Annotated in this window: 16 protein-coding genes and 1 pseudogene; 8 read left to right on the top strand and 9 right to left on the bottom strand. The window is 57.7% G+C overall.

Annotated elements, in window-relative coordinates; genetic code table 11:
* Positions 1-136: 136 nt before the first annotated feature.
* Positions 137-2848 (bottom strand): magnesium-translocating P-type ATPase, encoded by a 2712-nt coding sequence (gene mgtA / locus EHO01S_RS03655; RefSeq protein WP_035370204.1) that lies wholly within the window; start codon positions 2846-2848, stop codon positions 137-139.
* A 797-nt stretch (positions 2849-3645) separates the two neighbouring features.
* Here mgtA and EHO01S_RS03650 point away from each other — a divergent pair.
* Positions 3646-5394: a sensor histidine kinase gene (locus EHO01S_RS03650; RefSeq protein WP_024522690.1), complete on the top strand. Its 1749-nt coding sequence runs from the start codon at positions 3646-3648 to the stop codon at positions 5392-5394.
* On the opposite strand, the gene asd is transcribed toward EHO01S_RS03650, so the two are convergent.
* Positions 5383-6486: an aspartate-semialdehyde dehydrogenase gene (gene asd, locus EHO01S_RS03645; protein WP_024522689.1), complete on the bottom strand. Its 1104-nt coding sequence runs from the start codon at positions 6484-6486 to the stop codon at positions 5383-5385. The genes EHO01S_RS03650 and asd overlap by 12 nt on opposite strands.
* A gap of 273 nt (positions 6487-6759) precedes the next feature.
* On the opposite strand from asd, the gene pldB reads away from it, so the two are divergent.
* Both pldB and yigL read left to right on the top strand, forming a co-directional pair.
* Entirely contained in the window at positions 6760-7794 is a 1035-nt protein-coding gene (gene pldB / locus EHO01S_RS03640) for a lysophospholipase L2 (protein ID WP_024522688.1), read from the top strand.
* 16 nt (positions 7795-7810) lie between these two features.
* Complete coding sequence (gene yigL, locus EHO01S_RS03635) at positions 7811-8617, top strand: sugar/pyridoxal phosphate phosphatase YigL (RefSeq protein WP_024522687.1); 807 nt, start codon at positions 7811-7813, stop codon at positions 8615-8617.
* Between the two features lie 46 nt (positions 8618-8663).
* Here yigL and fdhE read toward each other — a convergent pair whose 3' ends face one another.
* The 4 genes from fdhE to fdnG all read right to left on the bottom strand — a co-directional run bounded on the left by fdhE (position 8664) and on the right by fdnG (position 14334).
* Complete coding sequence (gene fdhE, locus EHO01S_RS03630) at positions 8664-9590, bottom strand: formate dehydrogenase accessory protein FdhE (protein WP_024522686.1); 927 nt, start codon at positions 9588-9590, stop codon at positions 8664-8666.
* Positions 9591-9677: 87 nt separating this feature from the next.
* Positions 9678-10328, bottom strand: a complete 651-nt coding sequence (gene fdnI / locus EHO01S_RS03625) for a formate dehydrogenase-N subunit gamma (protein WP_024522685.1) — start codon at positions 10326-10328, stop codon at positions 9678-9680.
* On the bottom strand, positions 10315-11271 hold the full coding sequence (gene fdxH, locus EHO01S_RS03620) for a formate dehydrogenase subunit beta (protein WP_024522684.1): 957 nt from the start codon (positions 11269-11271) through the stop codon (positions 10315-10317). The genes fdnI and fdxH overlap by 14 nt, the downstream gene beginning before the upstream one ends.
* Before the next feature lie 12 nt (positions 11272-11283).
* Entirely contained in the window at positions 11284-14334 is a 3051-nt protein-coding gene (gene fdnG / locus EHO01S_RS03615; RefSeq protein ID WP_115314434.1) for a formate dehydrogenase-N subunit alpha, read from the bottom strand.
* Between the two features lie 404 nt (positions 14335-14738).
* Here fdnG and fdhD point away from each other — a divergent pair, with 404 nt between their 5' ends.
* Entirely contained in the window at positions 14739-15554 is an 816-nt protein-coding gene (gene fdhD / locus EHO01S_RS03605; RefSeq protein ID WP_370447915.1) for a formate dehydrogenase accessory sulfurtransferase FdhD, read from the top strand.
* A gap of 64 nt (positions 15555-15618) precedes the next feature.
* Complete coding sequence (gene yiiM / locus EHO01S_RS03600) at positions 15619-16293, top strand: 6-hydroxyaminopurine reductase (RefSeq protein WP_024522680.1); 675 nt, start codon at positions 15619-15621, stop codon at positions 16291-16293.
* A 38-nt stretch (positions 16294-16331) separates the two neighbouring features.
* Here the strand turns inward: yiiM and EHO01S_RS03595 are convergent, their stop codons facing one another.
* A complete protein-coding gene (locus EHO01S_RS03595; RefSeq protein ID WP_024522679.1) occupies positions 16332-16958 on the bottom strand; it encodes a lysoplasmalogenase in 627 nt (208 codons plus the stop codon).
* A gap of 266 nt (positions 16959-17224) precedes the next feature.
* On the opposite strand from EHO01S_RS03595, the gene EHO01S_RS03590 reads away from it, so the two are divergent.
* Both EHO01S_RS03590 and EHO01S_RS03585 read left to right on the top strand, forming a co-directional pair.
* Positions 17225-17545 (top strand): DUF1820 family protein, encoded by a 321-nt coding sequence (locus tag EHO01S_RS03590; RefSeq protein ID WP_024522678.1) that lies wholly within the window; start codon positions 17225-17227, stop codon positions 17543-17545.
* Positions 17542-17895 (top strand): DUF2500 family protein, encoded by a 354-nt coding sequence (locus EHO01S_RS03585; protein ID WP_024522677.1) that lies wholly within the window; start codon positions 17542-17544, stop codon positions 17893-17895. The genes EHO01S_RS03590 and EHO01S_RS03585 overlap by 4 nt, the downstream gene beginning before the upstream one ends.
* Before the next feature lie 13 nt (positions 17896-17908).
* On the opposite strand, the gene EHO01S_RS03580 is transcribed toward EHO01S_RS03585, so the two are convergent.
* On the bottom strand, positions 17909-18181 hold the full coding sequence (locus EHO01S_RS03580; protein WP_024522676.1) for a DUF1145 family protein: 273 nt from the start codon (positions 18179-18181) through the stop codon (positions 17909-17911).
* On the bottom strand, positions 18171-18782 hold the full coding sequence (rsmD, locus tag EHO01S_RS03575; protein ID WP_024522675.1) for a 16S rRNA (guanine(966)-N(2))-methyltransferase: 612 nt from the start codon (positions 18780-18782) through the stop codon (positions 18171-18173). Before rsmD ends, EHO01S_RS03580 begins: the two co-directional genes overlap by 11 nt.
* 345 nt (positions 18783-19127) lie before the next feature.
* Here rsmD and EHO01S_RS17390 point away from each other — a divergent pair.
* Positions 19128-19431, top strand: a pseudogene (locus tag EHO01S_RS17390) (signal recognition particle-docking protein FtsY); the annotation flags it as partial.

The following is a 19431-nucleotide window of genomic DNA, read 5'->3' as shown; positions in this document are numbered from 1 at the left end:
GTTATAAGCATTATGACAGTAAAAATTTTTTATATCATGATTGGCATTGTAATGGTATTCCTTTGTTTATTCGGCAGGTTACGTCACCTTTTCCCCCAATGTGGACGGCGCGCCGCATCGCGGCGCACCAGTATGGTTAGAACCACTGACCGAAGCGGTGAATATAGAAGCGTTTCATCAGTTGCGTCAGGACACAGTAGCTCAACAGGATGGCGACTAACCACGGGAAGTAGCTCAGCGGTAGCGGCTGTAGACCGATAACCTGTCCCAATGGTGAGAAAGGAATGTAGATCCCTAATGCCATGATGATCCCGGTGGTCAGCATCACTGGCAAGGCGGCGCAGCTCTGGATGAAAGGGATCTTCTGGGTTCGTAGCATATGCACCACCAAGGTCTGCGACAGCAAGCCTTCGATAAACCAGCCGGACTGGAATAGCGACTCATGGGCGATGCTGTTGGCGGCAAACACATACCACATCAAGGCATAGGTGGCGATGTCGAACAGGGAGGAGGTCGGGCCGATCCACAGCATAAAGCGGCCGATGTTTTTCGCGTCCCACTTGCGAGGTTTGCGCAAAAACTCTTTGTCCATGCGATCCCATGGCAGGCTCATCTGCGACAGATCATACAGCAAGTTTTGCAGTAGGAGCTGGATGGCCAGCATCGGTAGAAACGGAATAAAGGCACTGGCCACCAGGACGGAAAACACGTTGCCGAAGTTAGAGCTGGCGGTCATGTTCAGGTACTTGATGATGTTACCGAAGGTCTCGCGCCCGGTGATTACCCCTTGCTCCAGTACCATCAGATCTTTCTCTAGCAAGATGATATCCGCGGATTCTTTGGCGATATCGGTGCCGGTATCGACGGAGATGCCAACATCCGCATCGCGTAGCGCCGGGGCGTCGTTGATGCCATCGCCGAGAAAGCCCACAGTGTGGCCATTATTCTGTAATGCTTTGAGTACGCGTGACTTTTGTAGTGGGCTCAGCTTGGCGAAGACGGTACGTCGTTCAGCCTCTTGTGCCAGTTGTTGATCATCCAATTGTTCGATATCGCTGCCGAGCAGGACATCACCCGGCGTCAATCCTACCTCTTGGCAAATTTTACTGCTTACCGTTGGGTTGTCGCCGGTCAACACCTTGACCATGACGCCATTCTCGCGCAAGGCGTCGATCGCCGCAGCGGCGGACTCTTTCGGCGGGTCGAGGAAGGTCAGCAGTCCACACAGGATCAGATCTCGCTCGTCGGCGATGCTGAGCGGGAAGGCACAGCCATCGTGCCCGAGCTCGCGGGTGCCGAGCATCAGGACGCGGAAGCCTTGGCGGTTATACGCTTCCGCCAGGGTTTGCAGCGCGTGGCGGCGCGCCTTATCCAGCGGCAGGACTCGACCCTGCTCCTCAATATGGCTGGCGATGGCGAGCATTTCTTCGACGGCGCCCTTGCAGATCAGGGTATGATTGCGCTGTTCGTCGCTGACCACGATGGAGAGGCGGCGCCGGCTGAAGTCGAATGGCAGCTCATCGATCTTGCTGTAGCCGGACATCGCCTCGATAACGGGCTTACCCTGTCCACAGCGGATCACCGCCTTGTCCATCAGGTTCTTCATGCCGCTTTGATGGTAGCTATTGAGCCAAGCCAGTTGCAGTACGCGCGGATTCTCCCGACCTAGGGTATCCAGATAGTGCTCGAGGATGATGCGATCCTGGGTCAGGGTACCGGTCTTGTCGGTGCACAGCACATCCATGGCACCAAAGTTCTGGATGGCGTTGAGTCGTTTGACCACCACCTTGCGGCGCGACATGGTGATGGCCCCTTTCGCTAGGTTGGAGCTAACGATCATCGGTAGCATCTCGGGAGTCAGACCGACGGCCACGGCCAGAGCGAACAGGGCGGCATCGGTCCAATCCCCCTTGGTGAAGCCGTTGATCAATAGCACGATGGGCACCATGACCAACATAAAACGAATCAGCAGCCAGCTGACGCTGTTGACGCCGCGATCGAAGGCGGTCTGGGAACGGGTGCCAACGATGGATTTGGCGAGGGAGCCGAAATAGGTACGGTTACCGGTGGCGACTACCACCGCCTTGGCGGTGCCACTGGAGACGTTGGTTCCCATCAGGCAGATGTTGGCCATCTCCAGTAGGCTACCCTCACCGGTGCAGGCGTCGCTGGACTTCTCCCGCACATTGGCGGTGACGTCGTATTTCTCAATCGGTAAGGCTTCGCCGGTCAGCACCGCCTGGCTGATAAACAGATCGCGCGACGCGATCAGTTTGACGTCGGCCGGGATCATGTCACCAGCGGAGAGCAGGATGATGTCGCCCGGTACCAGTTGTTGCATCGGGATTTCATGGCATTCGCTCTGGGCAAACGGATGGGCGCGTCGTAGTACCGTTGCGGTGGTGCGAACCATCGACTTGAGTGCCTCGGCGGCTTTATTGGTGCGAAACTCTTGCCAGAAACGCAGTAACCCGCTGAGGGAAACCATCACGATGATGATGATCACACCAGTCAGATCGGTCGGCTCGCCGTGGTGCAACGGTAGCCAGTAATCAGTGAAGAAGCTGATCACGGCCAGGGCTATCAATACATAGATGAAGGGGTTATTGAAGGCCATGACGAATTGAAGCAAGGCGGGCGGCGCCTTCTCATGGGCGACTTGGTTCGGACCGTGCAGTTGCAAGCGCTCTACGGCATCCGCCGCATCTAAGCCCTGGGTACTGGCGGAGAGATTGGCCAAGGTGGCGTCCAGGCTGACGCGTGCCTCGTCGGCAATGGCGAAACTTTTTTTCTGTTTTTCCCGGCGTCCCTGCGGGAGCGCGGTGTTTTGGTCGATCATTTGAGTCATAGCGCTGTACTCGTGGGCTGATTTTTAAGCGCACCTCCGCCGCCCGGCGAAAGGTGTCAATAAGTAAAACGGGAAGGAGAAACACAGTGCGTGACTCGCTTGGCGTCACGCACTGCATCTCAGCGCGAGGTAAGGTTATGTCTCCCCGCGTCGGCAGTTATGCGCCTGGAGGAAATAGGGCTTGGGTATAGAACAACATGGTCACTGTCCGCATTTCACCCGGTGCGTCGCTACACACAAGGCAGATGATTTCGTTGGGGTATGCAGCAGTTCAAGATGAAGTGTTGCTGCCCGCCTGGGTTCGGCAAGCAGCTCATCGGGAAGATGGTCAGCTTGCCAAGGATAAGTGCGTGTTTTCCTGATGACTCTGACTGTCCAATTGACGATATCTCCCGCGATAAAAAGTGCGCTAACTATAGTTCCGCACTGGGAATGTGTAAACCGTACACACTTAAACCAATCGTTAACAAAGGTATGCTTATGTTCTCAAGTTACGTGGCTAAAAATTAATTTGCTTTTATATCAATGAATAAAATCATTTCATCGCCACGCACTTTTTTACAAAAGTTCTTTACATCACCAACTGATAATGATTATCATTAATGTGTTTTCCACGGGTGGCTCAGGCTATACCAGGAAGGCACGACATTGCTCACATTGCTTCCATATTTTTAGCCAGCTCGGGTGCTGGCTTTTTTTTTACGCGTCCCTTGTCGCCGTTTTGCTTGTCAGCGCGCAGCGTTGCGCGCTCCGCGCTGGTTACAATGGTATTACTGGTGATCGAAAAGAGTAGCGCTATGGCCGTCAGCCAAGTGGATCTGATCCTTTCGTTGTTACAGCAGATGTGTGTCTATCTGGTGATCGCCTATCTGCTGAGTAAAACCCCGTTGTTTATCCCGCTGATGCAGGTGACTATCCGCCTACCGCATAAGTTGGTGTGCTATCTCACCTTCTCCATGTTCTGCATTATGGGCACCTATTTCGGCCTGCATATCGATGACTCGATCGCCAACACGCGGGCCATCGGTGCGGTGCTCGGTGGGGTGTTAGGCGGGCCGAGCGTCGGTTTTCTGGTTGGGCTGACCGGTGGGCTACATCGTTATTCGATGGGCGGGATGACGGCGCTAGCCTGCATGATCTCGACGGTGGTGGAAGGGGTGGTGGGCGGCCTCTTGCATCGGCAAATGCTGCGCCATCATCGTCTCGATCTGCTGTTTACCCCGTGGGTGGTTGGGGCGATAGCCCTGCTGGCGGAGTTGTTGCAAATGGGGATCATCCTGCTGATCGCGCGCCCGTTCTGGGAGGCGGAGGCGCTGGTGGAGCACATCGCCTTGCCGATGATGATCACCAACAGCATCGGTGCGGCGATGTTTATGCGCATCCTGCTAGACCGTCGGGCGACGGTCGACAAGTACTCTTCGGCCTTCTCCGCCAAGGCGTTACAGATCGCCGCGCGGGCCGATGGGATCTTGCGCCAGGGGTTCGATCGTCCGAATAGCATGAAGGTGGCGCGCATCCTGTACGAAGAGTTGGGCGTCGGGGCGGTAGCGTTGACCGATCGCCAGCGTCTGTTGGCTTTTATCGGCATCGGCGATGATCATCATCTGGTCGGCTCGCCGATCACCTCGCATCACACCTTACGCGCCATCGAACACAACCAAGTGGTGTATGCCGACGGTAACGAAGTACCTTACCAGTGCTCCATCACACCGCACTGCAAACTGGGCTCATCGCTGGTGATCCCCCTGCGCGGCGAGGATAACCGCGTGATGGGCACCATTAAGCTGTACGAGGCGAAGAATAACCTGTTTTCCAGCATCAATCGTACCCTGGGCGAGGGGATTGGCCATTTGCTATCGGCGCAGATTCTAGCGGGTAAGTATGAACGGCAGAAGCAACTACTGGCCCAATCGCAGATTAAGCTGTTGCACGCCCAGGTAAACCCCCATTTCTTGTTCAATGCCCTGAATACCTTGTCGGCAGTGATCCGCCGCGACCCGGATCATGCGCGTCGCTTGGTGCTGTCACTGTCGACCTTCTTTCGCAAGAACTTGAAACGCAATGGTGACGAGGTGACGTTGGCGGATGAGCTGGAACATGTGAATGCCTACCTGGCTATTGAGAAGGCGCGTTTCGCCGAAAATCTGACGGTGGCGGTGAGCGCCGATGAGGCGCTTTTGGCGACCCGCTTGCCCGCGTTTTCCCTACAACCGATCGTCGAGAATGCCATTAAGCATGGTACTGCTCAGCTTTTCGGTGTGGGACGGGTACAGTTGCACTGTTGGCGTGAGGATGAGCGAGTGTTCATCTGCGTGGAGGATAATGCCGGCTTGTATCATCCTCAGCCAGGGGGAGATGGTCTAGGGATGAACTTGGTCGATCAACGCATCAAGGCGCGTTATGGTGAGCAGTTCGGCGTACAGGTCAGTTGCGCGCCGGAGTGCTCGACCCGGGTGGTGGTGTGTGTCCCCTGGGCGACGGCGAGGGAAACGCCGGCGTCGCCGCAGCGCACGCCGGGTGAAGATGAGAGCGGACTAGAGCAGTAGGCGCAGCATACGGCGCAATGGTTCGGCAGCCCCCCACAACAGTTGGTCGCCGACAGTGAAGGCGGAGAGATATTGCGGCCCCATGTTCAACTTGCGCAGGCGGCCGACTGGGGTAGCCAGCGTGCCGGTGACGGCGGCGGGGGTCAGTTCCCGCAGGGTGAGTTCGCGATCGTTGGGCACCACCTTGACCCATTCGTTGTGACGGGCTAGCAACTGTTCTACCTCGGGGAGGGGAATGTCGCGTTTCAACTTGATGGTGAAAGCTTGGCTGTGGCAACGCAGAGCGCCGACACGCACGCACAGGCCATCGATGGGGATCGCGTGCGATGTGGCTAGGATCTTGTTGGTTTCCGCCTGGCCCTTCCATTCTTCACGGCTCTGGCCGTTATCCAATGCCTTGTCGATCCAGGGGATCAGACTACCAGCGAGCGGTACGCCGAAGTTATCCGTCGGCAGTGTGCCGCTGCGCATCATCTCGGTAACCTGGCGCTCGATATCCAGAATGGCGCTGGCCGGATCTTCCAGCGCCGGGGCGACGCGACCGTGTAGCATCCCCATCTGGCTTAACAGTTCACGCATATGACGGGCACCGCCGCCGGAAGCCGCCTGATAGGTGGCGACGGAGGCCCACTCCACCAGATCGGCGGCGAACAGGCCGCCGAGAGACATGAGCATCAGGCTCACGGTGCAGTTCCCTCCGACGAAGGTCTTCACGCCGCGCGCTAGCCCACGATCGATCACCGCACGGTTAACCGGATCGAGGATGATGATGGCGTCTTGTTGCATGCGCAATGCTGAGGCGGCATCGATCCAATAGCCCTGCCAACCGGCGGCACGCAGTTGCGGGTAGATCGCGTTGGTATAGTCACCGCCCTGGCAGGTAATGATGATATCCATCGCCTTGAGGGCATCGATATCGTTGGCATCCTGCAATGTGCCACGATGGCCGCCGATGGTCGGCGCGGGTTGGCCATGCTGCGAAGTGGAGAAAAAGAGCGGGCGGATGGCGTCGAAGTCGCGCTCTTCGCTCATGCGTTGCATAAGCACCGAGCCAACCATACCGCGCCAGCCGATAAAACCAACGTTTTTCATATGCAGTCCTGCCTTGGAAGGTGAGAGTGTTAGGGCGGCCGCCGCGCGCCGAAACGTCGCGCAACGGTGTGATAATGCTCAAACTTACAAAATGTGCCGCGATGCGCAAGTGAATTTATTCGATGTCGCGCGCAGGATCCGTGGCTGTGACTAATAATGGCGCCGCGATGTCCGGCGCGCTTGGGCGCTCCCCGTCGTCCATTTTTTATGCCACAATAGTTCCCCGATGGCATGGCGTAGTGGCTAGCCTTTCCTCTTGTGCGATAGATGACAATGACTTCGATCTCTTCCATAAGTCACGGCTGGTTGACGCGTGAGCGTGGCTTTGCCGCCTTTACCACCGGCCCATTGCTGGACTTTTGGCAACGGCGTCAGGAGGCGGAGTTTATCGGCGTCGATGGCGTACCGATCCGCTATGTGGCGTTGCGTGCGCCACAGCATACGCGTGCTATTCTGGTGGCTCCGGGGCGGATTGAGAGCTATATGAAGTACCCAGAGCTGGCTTACGATCTATTTCTCAGCGGCTATGATGTGGTGATCATCGACCACCGCGGCCAGGGAACCTCCGGCCGCCTTTTGGCTGATCGCCACCGAGGGCATGTGGAGCGCTTCGATGACTATGTGGACGATCTCCACCAGCTGTGGCAGCGAGAGTTGTTGGCTCATCCTTACCGCCAGCGTTTCCTGTTGGCCCATTCGATGGGCGGGGCCATCAGTGCGCTATTTTTGGCCCGCCGTCCGGTTGGGTTGACCGCCGCCGTGCTCTGCGCCCCAATGACCGGTATTCGCCTGCCGTTGCCGCGTTGGCTGGCGCGCCCCATCTTGGCCTGGGCCGGCCGCCGCGAGGCGCGGCGCACCCGTTACGCCCTAGGAACCGGCTATTGGCGGCCGTTGCCGTTCATGGTCAACGAATTGACGCATAGCCGTGTACGTTACCGCCGTTTTTTACGCTACTATTCTGATTACCCCCAGCTCCAGGTGGGCGGACCGACCTATCACTGGGTCGCCGAAAGTCTCGCCGCTGCCGAGCTGGCCATTGCCAATGCCTCACAGATTGCGGTGCCGTTGCTGTTGCTTCAGGCCGCCGAGGATCGGGTGGTGGACAATGCTTCACATCTGCGTTTTTGTCAGGCACTCACCGCCGCCGGCAATCCCCCTTGGGGCGGAGCGCCGCTGGTTATCACAGGCGCACGCCACGAGATCCTGTTTGAGCGGGACAGCCAGCGCGCCGCCGCGTTAACCGCCATCATGCGGTTTTTCGCGCAATTTACCGAATCATCGGCACCTGCTGCCGCCAACTCCTCTTGAGGTTAGAGTTTATTCTATGTATCACATTGTAGCTTCGGACATGGACGGTACCCTGCTGTCTCCCGCCCATACCCTGACCCCGTTCGCCCGCGATACCCTGCGCCTGTTGACGCAACAGGGAGTGCACTTCGTGTTCGCTACCGGCCGCCATCACATCGACATCGCTCAGGTGCGCGATAGCCTAGGGATCAAGGCGTTCATGATCACCTCGAATGGCGCACGGGTACACGACCCGCTGGGGGAACTGATCTTTAGCCATAATGTCGACCCGGATATCGCCCATGATCTCTTCACGATTGTTCACGATGACCCGGCGATTCTGACTAATGTCTATCGTAACGACGACTGGTTTATGAATCGTGAAGATCCTTCTCAGCGCGAGTTCTTCCAAGAGTCGGTATTCCATTACCATGTCTTCGAACCGGCGATGCTACCGACGGATGGTATCTGCAAGGTCTATTACACCTGTGCCGATCATCAGCGTTTGTTGCCACTTGAGGCGGCGATCAACGCGCGCTGGGGTGATCGAGTTAATGTCAGTTTCTCGCTGCCCACCTGTCTGGAGGTGATGGCCGGTGGCGTGTCGAAGGGGCATGCCTTGGAGTATGTGGCTCGTCGTTTGGGGTATACGTTGCGCGACTGCATCGCCTTTGGCGACGGCATGAATGACATGGAGATGCTGGAAATGGCCGGCAAAGGGTGCGTCATGGCCGATGCCCATCAACGCTTAAAGGATCTGCTGCCGCAGTGTGACGTGATCGGCAGTAACGCCGATGACGCGGTACCGCATTATCTACGTCAGATGTACTTAAATCAGGCCTGATGCTCTCTGGAGGGGCGTCCCACCGTTTGGCGGGACGGCGTCCTCTTTACTCCGCGGGGAACAGGAAGGGGTTGAGGCTGCTGCGCGCGAAGCCGGCCTCTTCCATTTTAGCGTCCAGCAGCAGCGTGGCGAGATCGTCGGCCACCGCATCGAGTTCGGCGTCTTTCTCCTGATACAGGATCTTCAGGTAGCTGCCGCAGTCGCCGCAGCTTTCGGCTTTCACCGCCGCCTGTTCGCTTTCCAGCGACCAATAGTTCAGGTCGCGACTCTCCTCGCAGTTACTGCACTTCACGCGCACCATATGCCATTCGCTTTCGCACAAACCGCAGTGCAGGTAGCGTAGCCCATTGTTGCCACCGATGTGGACTACGCTACTTACCGGCATGCTGCCGCACACCGGGCAGAAGTGGCGTTGCTCGCCATAGTCGGCTTGCGCTCGCCCCGGTAACTGGCTTGCCATCTGCGCCCAGTAGAGCGAGAGCGCCGCCCACAGGAACAGCGCGCGATCGCTGCCGACCGTGGCATAGTCCCCCGCCAGCAGGGCGCTAGCCAGGGCTTCCCGCTCGCCGGCGGCGCACTTCTCCAGCCCTTCGAGGATCGGCAAGATATGCGGCGCCGCGTTGGGACGTAGCTCGGCGATGATGGCTAACAGCAAACGCTGCCAGTGTGGGGTGCGTGCGAAAGTCTTGCTGTCGAGCGGTGGGGTGCCGCAGGCGGCGGCGTTGGCGATCGCCGGTGCCAGATCCAGCGTGAGCGGGTGATCGAAGCACGCCTGTTGCTGGGCATCGGCCAACTCGGCGGCGAAGCGGAGATAGTCCCCCCACGGATTGCCTTCAGACAGGGCACGCAGCCGCGCTGCACGCCGACGATAGAGATGTTGGAGGTGAGGTAGCAACAGGGGAGGAATCGGTCCCAAGGCGCTGGCGTGACGTTGGTGCTCAAGTTGCGCTTGTGGAAGAATACGGATGCTCATAGCGTTTTATCTGATAGGTAAGAGAAAAATCATTGTACTGCCGCCCCTTTCGGGGCGGCAGTACGTATGCGGCGTCGATGCACCGTCTTAGCGAGGCGCTTTTTTGGCACGCGCCTCTTGTTCTTCCACCTGTTGCAACCAGCGTGGATGATGCTTTCTGGCCCAGCGCCGACTGACCTTGCCTTCGATCATGCCCTTGATCGAGCCTTTAACCCAGAACGCCATATAGATATGGACCAGGATGGCTTGGATCAGCACGATGGCGGCGATGGCGTGCAGCAGTAGGGCGTAACGCACCAGGGGGATCGGGAAGAGGTCGGCGAAGTAGGGGCGCCAGATGATGATACCGGTGACCAATAGCACCAGAATCAAGCTCATGATGCTCCAGAACATCGCCTTTTGTCCCGGGTTATACTTACCGACGCGTGCCACGAGGTGCTCATTCCCTTTCAGCACCTCGATGATTCCTTTAAACCAGGGAATGTCTTGGCGACTGAACAGGTTATATTTCACGAAGCGGAAAAACATCACCAGCAGAGTAACAAAGATCAACACGCCGAAGAAGGGGTGCAGGATGCGCCCCATCTGCGGTGTGCCAAAGGTTTCCGTTAACCACTGGAGCGTCGGGAAGAACAACGCGATTCCAGACAATGCGACCAGAAAGAAGGCGATTACCACCGTCCAGTGGCAGGCCCGATCGATAAACCGGGTGCGCAGGATGAGGTTATTTTTGCTCATGGCTATCCTCCTTCTTCGCGTGCGTCTGAGCGGCGTCGTGCGGCGGCGTCATGCCTTGGTCGTCATGCCCCTGAGCGTCATCGTCCTCCTCTTCCGTATTGGGGCCGACGGCGATGTAGTGGTAGATCAGACCGATAAAGGTGGCGATAAACCCGGCAAAGGCGACCGGCTTGAGCACATCTTTCCACAGGGTGATCGGCGTCGCGATCTGCGGCTCCTTCGGCAGATTGTGATACAGCTCGGGTTTGTCGGCGTGGTGCAGCACATACATCACGTGGGTGCCACCGACGCCCGGCGGATCGTACAGGCCGGCATTGGCGAAGCCACGGCGCTGTAGTTCGTTGACGCGCTCGGCGGCCAGCGTCTTCATCGCCTCTTTGGTGCCAAAGTGAATAGCGCCGGTAGGGCAGGTCTTGACGCAGGCCGGCTCCTGACCAACGGCGACGCGGTCGACGCACAGGGTGCATTTGTACACCCGCTTGTCTTCCGGATTCATGCGCGGCACGTTGAACGGACAGCCGGCGATGCAGTAGCCACAGCCGATGCAGTGCTCGGACTGGAAGTCGACGATGCCGTTGGCGTACTGGATGATGGCACCTGCCGATGGGCAGGCCTTCAGGCAACCTGGATCGGCGCAGTGCATGCAGCCATCCTTACGGATCAGCCACTCCAGCTTGCCGTTCTCCTCTACCTCCGAGAAGCGCATCACCGTCCAGGACTTAGCCGTTAAATCGGCGGGGTTGTCGTACACCCCGACGCAATGACCGACCTGGTCACGGATATCGTTCCACTCCGAACAGCCCACCTGGCAGGCTTTACAGCCAACACACGTGGTCACGTCGATCAGCTTGGCGACCTCTTCCTGGTGATTCCGCCCATTGGGTGGTGGCGTCAGGGCGTTGGTGGCCGAACGTCTGATAATGTCTTGAGATTGCATTGACACGGTTAGCCTCCGTTACACCTTTTCCACGTTAACCAGGAACGCCTTGTATTCCGGCGTTTGTGTATTGGCGTCACCGACGAACGGTGTCAGCGTGTTGGCCAGGAAACCGGGACGCGCCACGCCCAGGTAACCCCAGTGGATCGGGATGCCGATGGTGTCGACCTCCTTGCCATTGACCTTCAGGGTACGCAGGCGCTTGGTCACCACCGCCTTGGCCTTGATATAGCCACGGTTGGAACTGACCTTGACGGTATCGCCATGAGCGATGCCCTTGCTGTTGGCCAGACGTTCACCGATCTCCACAAACTGTTCCGGTTGAATGATTGCATTCAGCAACGCGTGCTTGGTCCAGTAATGGAAGTGTTCGGTCAGGCGGTAGGTAGTGCCGACGTAGGGGAACTGCTCCGCCTTGCCCATCTGCGCCAGGTCGTCCTTGAAGACACGCGCCGCCGGGTTGGAAACCACGTTCGGGTGCAGCGGGTTGGTACCTAGCGGCGTCTCGAACGGCTCGTAGTGTTCCGGGAACGGTCCCTCGGCCATTTTATCGATGGCGAACAGACGTCCCATCCCTTCCGGTTGCATGATGAAGGGCCCGACGCCGCTGTTGGGCGGGGCGTTGCTGTAGTCGGCGATATCGATACCGACCCACTTGGCGCCATCCCAGTGCAGCAGTTCGCGCTTGGGATCCCAAGGGTTCCCTGCCGGATCGGCCGAGGCGCGGTTGTACAGGATGCGACGGTTGAGCGGCCAAGCCCAGGCCCAGCCGAGGGTGTTGCCCAGACCGGAGGGATCGCTGTTATCGCGCCGCGCCATCTGATTACCCGCCTCGGTCCAACTGCCGGCGAAGATCCAGCAGCCACTGGCGGTACTGCCGTCGTCACGTAGCTGAGCGAACGAGCTGAGCTGTTGCCCCTTCTTGACTATCACCGCCCCGCTGGTCGGATCGACCAGATCGGCCAGGGCACGCCCGTTGTTTTCGCGCGCCACCTCTTCCGGATGCGGGTTGTCCGGGGTCAGATAGTCCCAGGACATGTTGAGTACCGCCTCCGGTAGCGCACCGCCCTCTTTGGCGTACATCTCGCGCAGGCGCAGGAAGATGCCAGAGAGGATAGCTCCGTCATTGAGGGCGATTCCCGGTGCATCGGCGCCTTTCCAGTGCCACTGCAACCAGCGCCCGGAGTTGACGATAGAGCCCTCCTCCTCGGCGAAGCAGGTTGACGGCAGGCGGAACACTTCGGTTTGAATGGTGGACGGATCGACGGCGTTCAACTCACCGTGATTCTGCCAGAAGCTGGCGGTCTCGGTGTTCAACGGATCGATAGTTACCAGGAATTTCAGTTTGGAAAGACAATCGATCACCTTGTTTTTATTAGGGAATGAGGCAACCGGGTTGAAACCTTGGCAGAGATAACCATTGACCTTACCCTGCGACATCATCTCGAAATATTGTAAGACGTCATAGCTCTTGTCCCACTTCGGCAACCAATCGAAGCCCCAGTCGTTTTGTGCTTGTGCTTTGTCGCCGTAGAAGGCCTTCATTAGGCTGACGAAGAACTTGGGCGTATTGCCCCAGTAGTTGACCTGACCGGGCAGGGTCGGTTTCGGCGTGGTGGCCGCCAGATAGCTGGCGAGATCCGGTTGTTTCTCCGACGGCAGGCTCAGGTATCCCGGTAGGCTGGTAGAGAGCAGCCCCAGATCTGTCAGTCCTTGGATGTTGGAGTGGCCGCGCAGCGCGTTGACGCCACCGCCCGCCATCCCCATGTTGCCCAACAGCAGCTGGATCATCGCCATGGTTCGGATGTTCTGGGCACCGACCGTATGCTGGGTCCAACCCAAGGCATACAGGAAGGAAGTAGTCTTATCCGGCGCGCTGGTTTCGGCGATATATTTGCACACCTGTAGGAAGTCGGCGCGCGGGGTGCCGCACAGGTTCTCGACTACCTCCGGCGTGTAACGTGCGACATGCTGACGCAGCAGATTCCATACACAACGCGGATCTTGCAGCGTGTCGTCACGCTTGGCGAAGCCCTGTTCGTCTAACTGGTAGTTCCAACTGCTCTTGTCGTAACGGCGCTTCTCGGCGTCGTAGCCGCTGAACAAGCCATCTTCAAAGCCGAAGTCTTCACGCACCAACAGACTGGCGTTGGTGTAGTTCTTCACATACTCGGCATTGATCTGGTTGTTATCGATCAGATAGCGCAGCACCCCGGACAGGAAGACGATATCGGTACCTGAACGGATCGGGGTATAGAAATCCGCCACGGCGGCGGTACGCGTAAAGCGCGGATCGATGACGATCAACTTGGCGTTGTTATGGATTTTGGCTTCCATCGCCCAGCGGAAACCGACCGGATGTGCTTCGGCGGCATTACCGCCCATCACCACGATCAGGTTGGCATTCTTGATATCGACCCAGTGGTTGGTCATGGCACCGCGACCAAATGTTGGAGCAAGACTTGCTACCGTTGGTCCGTGTCAGACACGCGCTTGGTTATCGACTGCCAGCATTCCCAGTGAGCGGCTGAATTTTTGCGTCAAATAGCCGGTTTCGTTGCTGGAGGCCGAGGCGCACAGCATCCCGGTGCTCAGCCAACGGTTGACGGTGACGCCCTGCTCGTTGGTGGCGATGAAGTTGGCATCGCGATCCTGCTTGATCAGGCGAGCGATGCGGGTGAAGGCTTCATCCCAACTGATGCGCTGCCAGGTGTTGGCGCCAGGGGCGCGATATTCTGGGTACTGTAGGCGGGACTCGCTATGAATGAAGTCGATGAGGCCGGCTCCTTTCGGGCATAGCGCGCCACGGTTAACGGGATGATCCGCATCCCCCTCGATATGGAAGATGCTCTCTTTGGCGTTCTTGGCACCATCACCCAGGCTGTACATCAAGAGTCCACAGCCAACGGAACAGTATGTACAGGTGTTACGGGTTTCTTTGGCACGCAGTAGTTTGTACTGCCGGGTCTGTGCCAAAGCCAATGATGGGGCGAACCCCAGCACTGCTGCCGTCGTTCCTGCCATACCGCCAGCGCAGATCCTGAAGAATTGTCTTCTGCTGACTTGCATGGATTGCTCCTCAAATAACCACATTGTTTATTGAAAGACAGCGACACGCCTGATGCTGCCGCTGCGTTCCTTTTTCATTGTTTGTTATTGCCTATCGCTTTTTTGGGTATGATTCCCTGTGTGTACTTTACCATGAAAGTATATTTAAATGTTACAAATAGGTTTTAAATAAGAGTATGTTTTGCTAGCGAAATGCGCATTTTTCACCATGTTTTTGCTACTTTTGCTAAGTAATTCAAATTATTGAATTCATGCTCCCGTTACATGCTTACCATGATAATTAATGTGGTTAAAATTGATCGTGCTTGCTTTATTACCGAACGCTCGATAGTGGCGTTTTCCCCTTTTGGTCAAGTTAGTGGGTGTGAACCGTGAATAAGCGCGTAGCTCCGGCGCCACATAGCGTGTGTGGCGCCACGACGCATCAAGTCTGGTCGCGTACCGATCCGACGCAGATACATCCCGACTGGGTAGCGGATGAAGTCCCGGTCGCCCTGGTGTATAACGGGATTTCCCATGTGGTGATGATGGCCTCGCCGAAAGATCTGACAGCATTCGCCCTCGGTTTCTCGCTATCCGAAGGGATCATCCGTACGCCGCAGGATATCTATGGTATGGAGGTGCAGGCGGCTTGCCAGGGCCTTGAGGTGCAGATCGAATTGTCGAGTCGCTGCTTTATGGCTTTGAAGGCGCGGCGGCGTTCGTTGGCGGGGCGTACCGGTTGCGGGGTCTGTGGCGTCGAACAGATCGGCGACGCGCTACGTCCTGTAGCGCCGTTACCTTTTTGCCAACGTTTCGATCTGGCCGTACTGGATCGGGCCTTGGCGCAGTTGCGTGATGTACAGACGATCGGCAATCTGACGGGGTGCACCCATGCCGCCGCCTGGCTGGATGGGCAGGGTACCCTATTAGGAGGGTGTGAAGATGTCGGCCGTCACGTGGCGTTGGATAAATTGCTGGGACTGCGAGCCAAACAGCCAGCGTGGCAAGCGGGGGCGTTGCTGGTTTCGAGTCGCGCCAGTTATGAAATGGTGCAGAAGGCGGCAATGTGCGGTGTCGAGATCCTGTTTGCCGTTTCTGCCGCGACCTCGTTAGCTATCGAGGTGGCGGAACGCTGTAACCTAACGCTGGTCGGTTTCTGCCGCCCCGGCAAGGGGACTATCTTTACGCACCCACAACGGTTGTATGGTGCCTGCGCGTGTGGCGTTGGCGCCGGATGATGCGCGCGCTATAGTGCTTTTCTGAGCACGCTGATGGGGTTCTCATTACACAGGAGTTCACGTTATGCACTATCCCGACGTCTATGTTGGCCACAGTGCCCCTTTTTTCGAGGGAAAGAGCAGCGCCATCGCCAAACGCCAGATGGCGGACGCACTGGTGTTGCAACGTCTAGGGTTGGCCGGTGATGAGCAAGCGGAGCGCCGGGTACATGGTGGGGCCGATCGAGCATTATGCCACTATCCACGTGAACACTATGCCTACTGGCGCCAATGTTATCCGCAACAGGCGGAGCGTTTCGAAGCGGCGCTATTTGGTGAGAACCTCTCTACTCTCGGGTTGGATGAGTCATCGGTCTTTATCGGTGATATTTACCGTTGGGGGGAGGCGTTGATCCAGGTGACCCAACCGCGTTCACCCTGCTATAAGTTAAACCAACTACTGGCAACCGAGGATTTCGCTGACCAGATGCAGCAGAGTGGTCGTTGTGGTTGGCTGTACCGGGTGGTAGCGGAGGGGCGTGTCGGTGAACGCCATCCGTTGGTATTGGTGACACGTAATAGCGATATCAGCGTGGCGGAATGTATCGCTATCGTCTTCCATATGCCGTTTGACGCGGGGGAGTACCGTCGCCTGATGGCCTGTGCTGGACTCGCGGCCAGTTGGACGAAGACGCTCCAGAATCGGCTTTTACAGGGACACATCGAGTCGATGCATCGGCGCCTGTATGGCCGAGAATAATCGCCGAGCGGCCCGTTGGCGACGGGCCGGCGGTATACTCACAGATACAGCGAGCGGACGATCAAGAACAGGCCGACGAAGTAGCCGAAGGCGATGAGAGCACTGGCGGCACGGAAGGAGACTCGGAAGCGGTCGATCAGCCAGATGCTATTGGCTAACAGTAGCAGCCAGGCGCCGAGTAGCAGAGAGAAGCCTTGATCGTCGCCACGGGCGAAGTATTGCGCGCCAGCGACCCAGACCATCACCAACATCATCGCCACATAGGTGGCCACCGGCCAGCGCAGCGTCTCTAACGCTCCCCAGATGATCGCCAGTAACACCACGCCGATGCCCAGCAGGATGAGCAGTGGCGGCCAGTACAGCGTCATGGTCATTCCGCTGGCGAAGCCGATGGTATACAGCAGTTGGCTGAGGAATAGGGCACCGACGGCGTATAGCATTCGCTCGCGAGGCAGGAGTAACAAGGCATCGGCGATCAGTGTTGCCAGTAAACCGCATAGAATAAAGTAGCCGCTAGGGCCGAGTTGCGGGGCATTCCAGCCTAGCATCAACAGTAACAGCAGCGTTAATGGCTTAAATAGCCAGCGTTGCCAACCCGGGCCACGGTAGCTGGCATCGACATACAGCCAGCCGGAAAAAAGAACCGCCAGAAATGCCCAACTCATACGTCCTCCTAACATTGGGTGTGGGGAGCAGCGCCGCGCGCCAGGGATAGCTATCGCTTGAGTGTAGGGGAAGGTGTGCCAGGCGACAATGGCTTCCCGTGCCTGGTGTCCAGGCGCGGGAAGCTATGTTAGGCTGTGTCAGGCAAACAATGATGTGCATCCTCTTACCGTGTTGACGGCGCGTCTGCGCGCTGAAGCAGGACATCCCCGTCCCGGTGAGAAGAGCACGCGAGAGGAAATATTCACGGGAGAGTCGACCTAGCACCATGTCCAGTCAGCCGCTATACCGTATCCAATTTATGAATAACGGCAAGAACTATCAGCTGTATGTGCGGGAGATCGTACAGAGCAATCTGTTCGGTTTCATCGAGATCGCCGATTTTGTCTTTGGTAGCCAGGCCACGTTGTTGGTGGATCCGAGTGAGGAGAGACTAAAGAATGAATTCGCCGGTGTGACGCGTAGCTATATTCCGATCCAGGCGGTGATCCGCATCGATGCCGTCACCGAGCGGGGGAGTGCTAGGATCTCCGAGTTGGGGGACAACGTGGCGGCTTTCCCTTTGTTTACTGGTAAGAAACCCGGATGAGTCGGCCCCCGTTATTCTTCATCATCGTGGTGGTGGTGATCGCACTGCTGGCGGCTCAGCGTTTTGTTCAGCAGCGCCGTCAGAATGCAGCTGATGCGGCGGCGGTCGCGCACAGTTTTCGGGCGACGTTGACCGAGAAGCAGGCATTGCCTTCGCCGTTGCGTTCACGCCAACGCGAGGAGATCGTCGCCGAAACACTGCGTTATCGTCTGCGCTTCACCACCACAGACGGTAGTACGCTGAGCTTTACCCTCCCCGAACGGGCGTGTGCCGAGCTAGCGCCCGGCATGCAGGGTATGCTCCGGGTACAAGGCAGCCGTTTTATCAGTTTTACCGCGGACGCCGCTTGAGCGCTGCTGGTGCTCACGGCTTATTACGCGGTTGTCTCTTTTGCCAAGCGAGTAACTCGAATACACCGAACAGGAAGATGCGCAGTTCTTGCCAGAACCCTAGCTTACGGTTGTCCGCTGGTAGGGTGCTTTTCAGCAGGGTGACCTGTAGACCGTGCATTAACACGGTGAAGACCATCGCGACGTTGACGAAGATATTCAGTGGGCGTGGGAAGGCGTGCAGTAGGTTAGCCAGCATAAATCCCCATACGCCTAACATCAGCAGGCGGCCAAGATTAATCCACATCATCCAGCTCCTTGTGCGCGGCGTCGGTCTGGCGACGGTATAGACGGTAAGCGACCTGACCGGCGCATTTTTCGCGCTGTAAGTGCCAACTCGCGGGTAAGGCCAGCGCCGGCCCTTCGGCTTCACATTCGACGTAGATCCAGGCGTCGTCCGCTAACCAGCCTTGGTTCTCCAGCAATGCCAGCGTGTCGTTTAAGAGCCCTTGGCGGAAAGGGGGATCGAGGAATACTACCTGATACGGTTCCCCCGGTTGGGCTAAGAAACGCAATGCATCGGTATGGATTACCGTAATCTGTGGGCAGTTTAGCCGTGCGGCGTTTTTGCGCAGGCCTGCCGCGACTTGGCGATCGGCTTCCAACAGGGTGGCATGCGCGGCATAGCGAGAGATGGCCTCGAATCCCAGGGCACCGCTCCCGGCGAAGACGTCCAGACAACGGCTGTCGGGCAGGATCGGGGCTAACCAGTTGAATAAGGTTTCGCGTACGCGGTCGGTGGTCGGGCGTAATCCTGGGCTATCGGGCACGGGCAGTTTGCGGCCGCGCCACTGCCCGGCGATGATGCGGATCTGTCCGCTGGGTTGTGCGTGAGGTTTCTTTGCCATCTATTCTGTTAATGTTGTTGAGGAAATCGGGGACAGGGCGACCAGCCGCCCTGCGGCCAAGTTGCACGCCGCTGGAGACGGGACAATCTGGCGAATGATTGCGGGAGCGGTCTGGCCCGGCTCCGACAACGCTGATGGTTGCGTGACACAGCCTAATCCTTTATTGATTGAAATGCCACCCGAAACCCGGCGACATCCATGTTGTGCGCAGCGGTTAAGTGATAAACTCAACGGTTGGTATTTTGTAAATTGTATTTGTGTCTCTCGCCGCGCGGCGTTGTCCGCGCCAGTCTATGGTGGGAGTCCGCTTATAGCCAAGATTTGAGGCGGGAGTAGAGTCGTAAGATGGCAAAAGATAAGAAACGTGGATTTTTCTCTTGGCTGGGATTTGGCCGTCAGCAGGAGCCAGAGGCGCAGCCGGAAGAGCAGGCCACACCAACGCCCGTCGTTGAGGAGCAAGCCGAACGAGCGGGGTCGGCGGGTGGCGAACAGCCCGCGTTGACCGCTAGCGAGACGTCGCCGCTTGACACGGCGCCCAGCGCGTCGATGCTCGTTGCAGAGCAGGCAGAGCAGGCAGAGCAGGCAGAGCAGGCAGAGCAGGCAGAGCAGGCAGAGCAGGCAGAGCAGGCAGAGCAGGCAGAGCAGGCAG

Origin of the sequence: Edwardsiella hoshinae NBRC 105699 = ATCC 33379, assembly GCF_000474215.1 — a bacterium.
GTDB classification, from domain to species: domain Bacteria; phylum Pseudomonadota; class Gammaproteobacteria; order Enterobacterales; family Enterobacteriaceae; genus Edwardsiella; species Edwardsiella hoshinae.
Note: the sequence above shows the minus strand (reverse complement) of the source record. Positions and strands in the feature narration are given on the sequence as shown.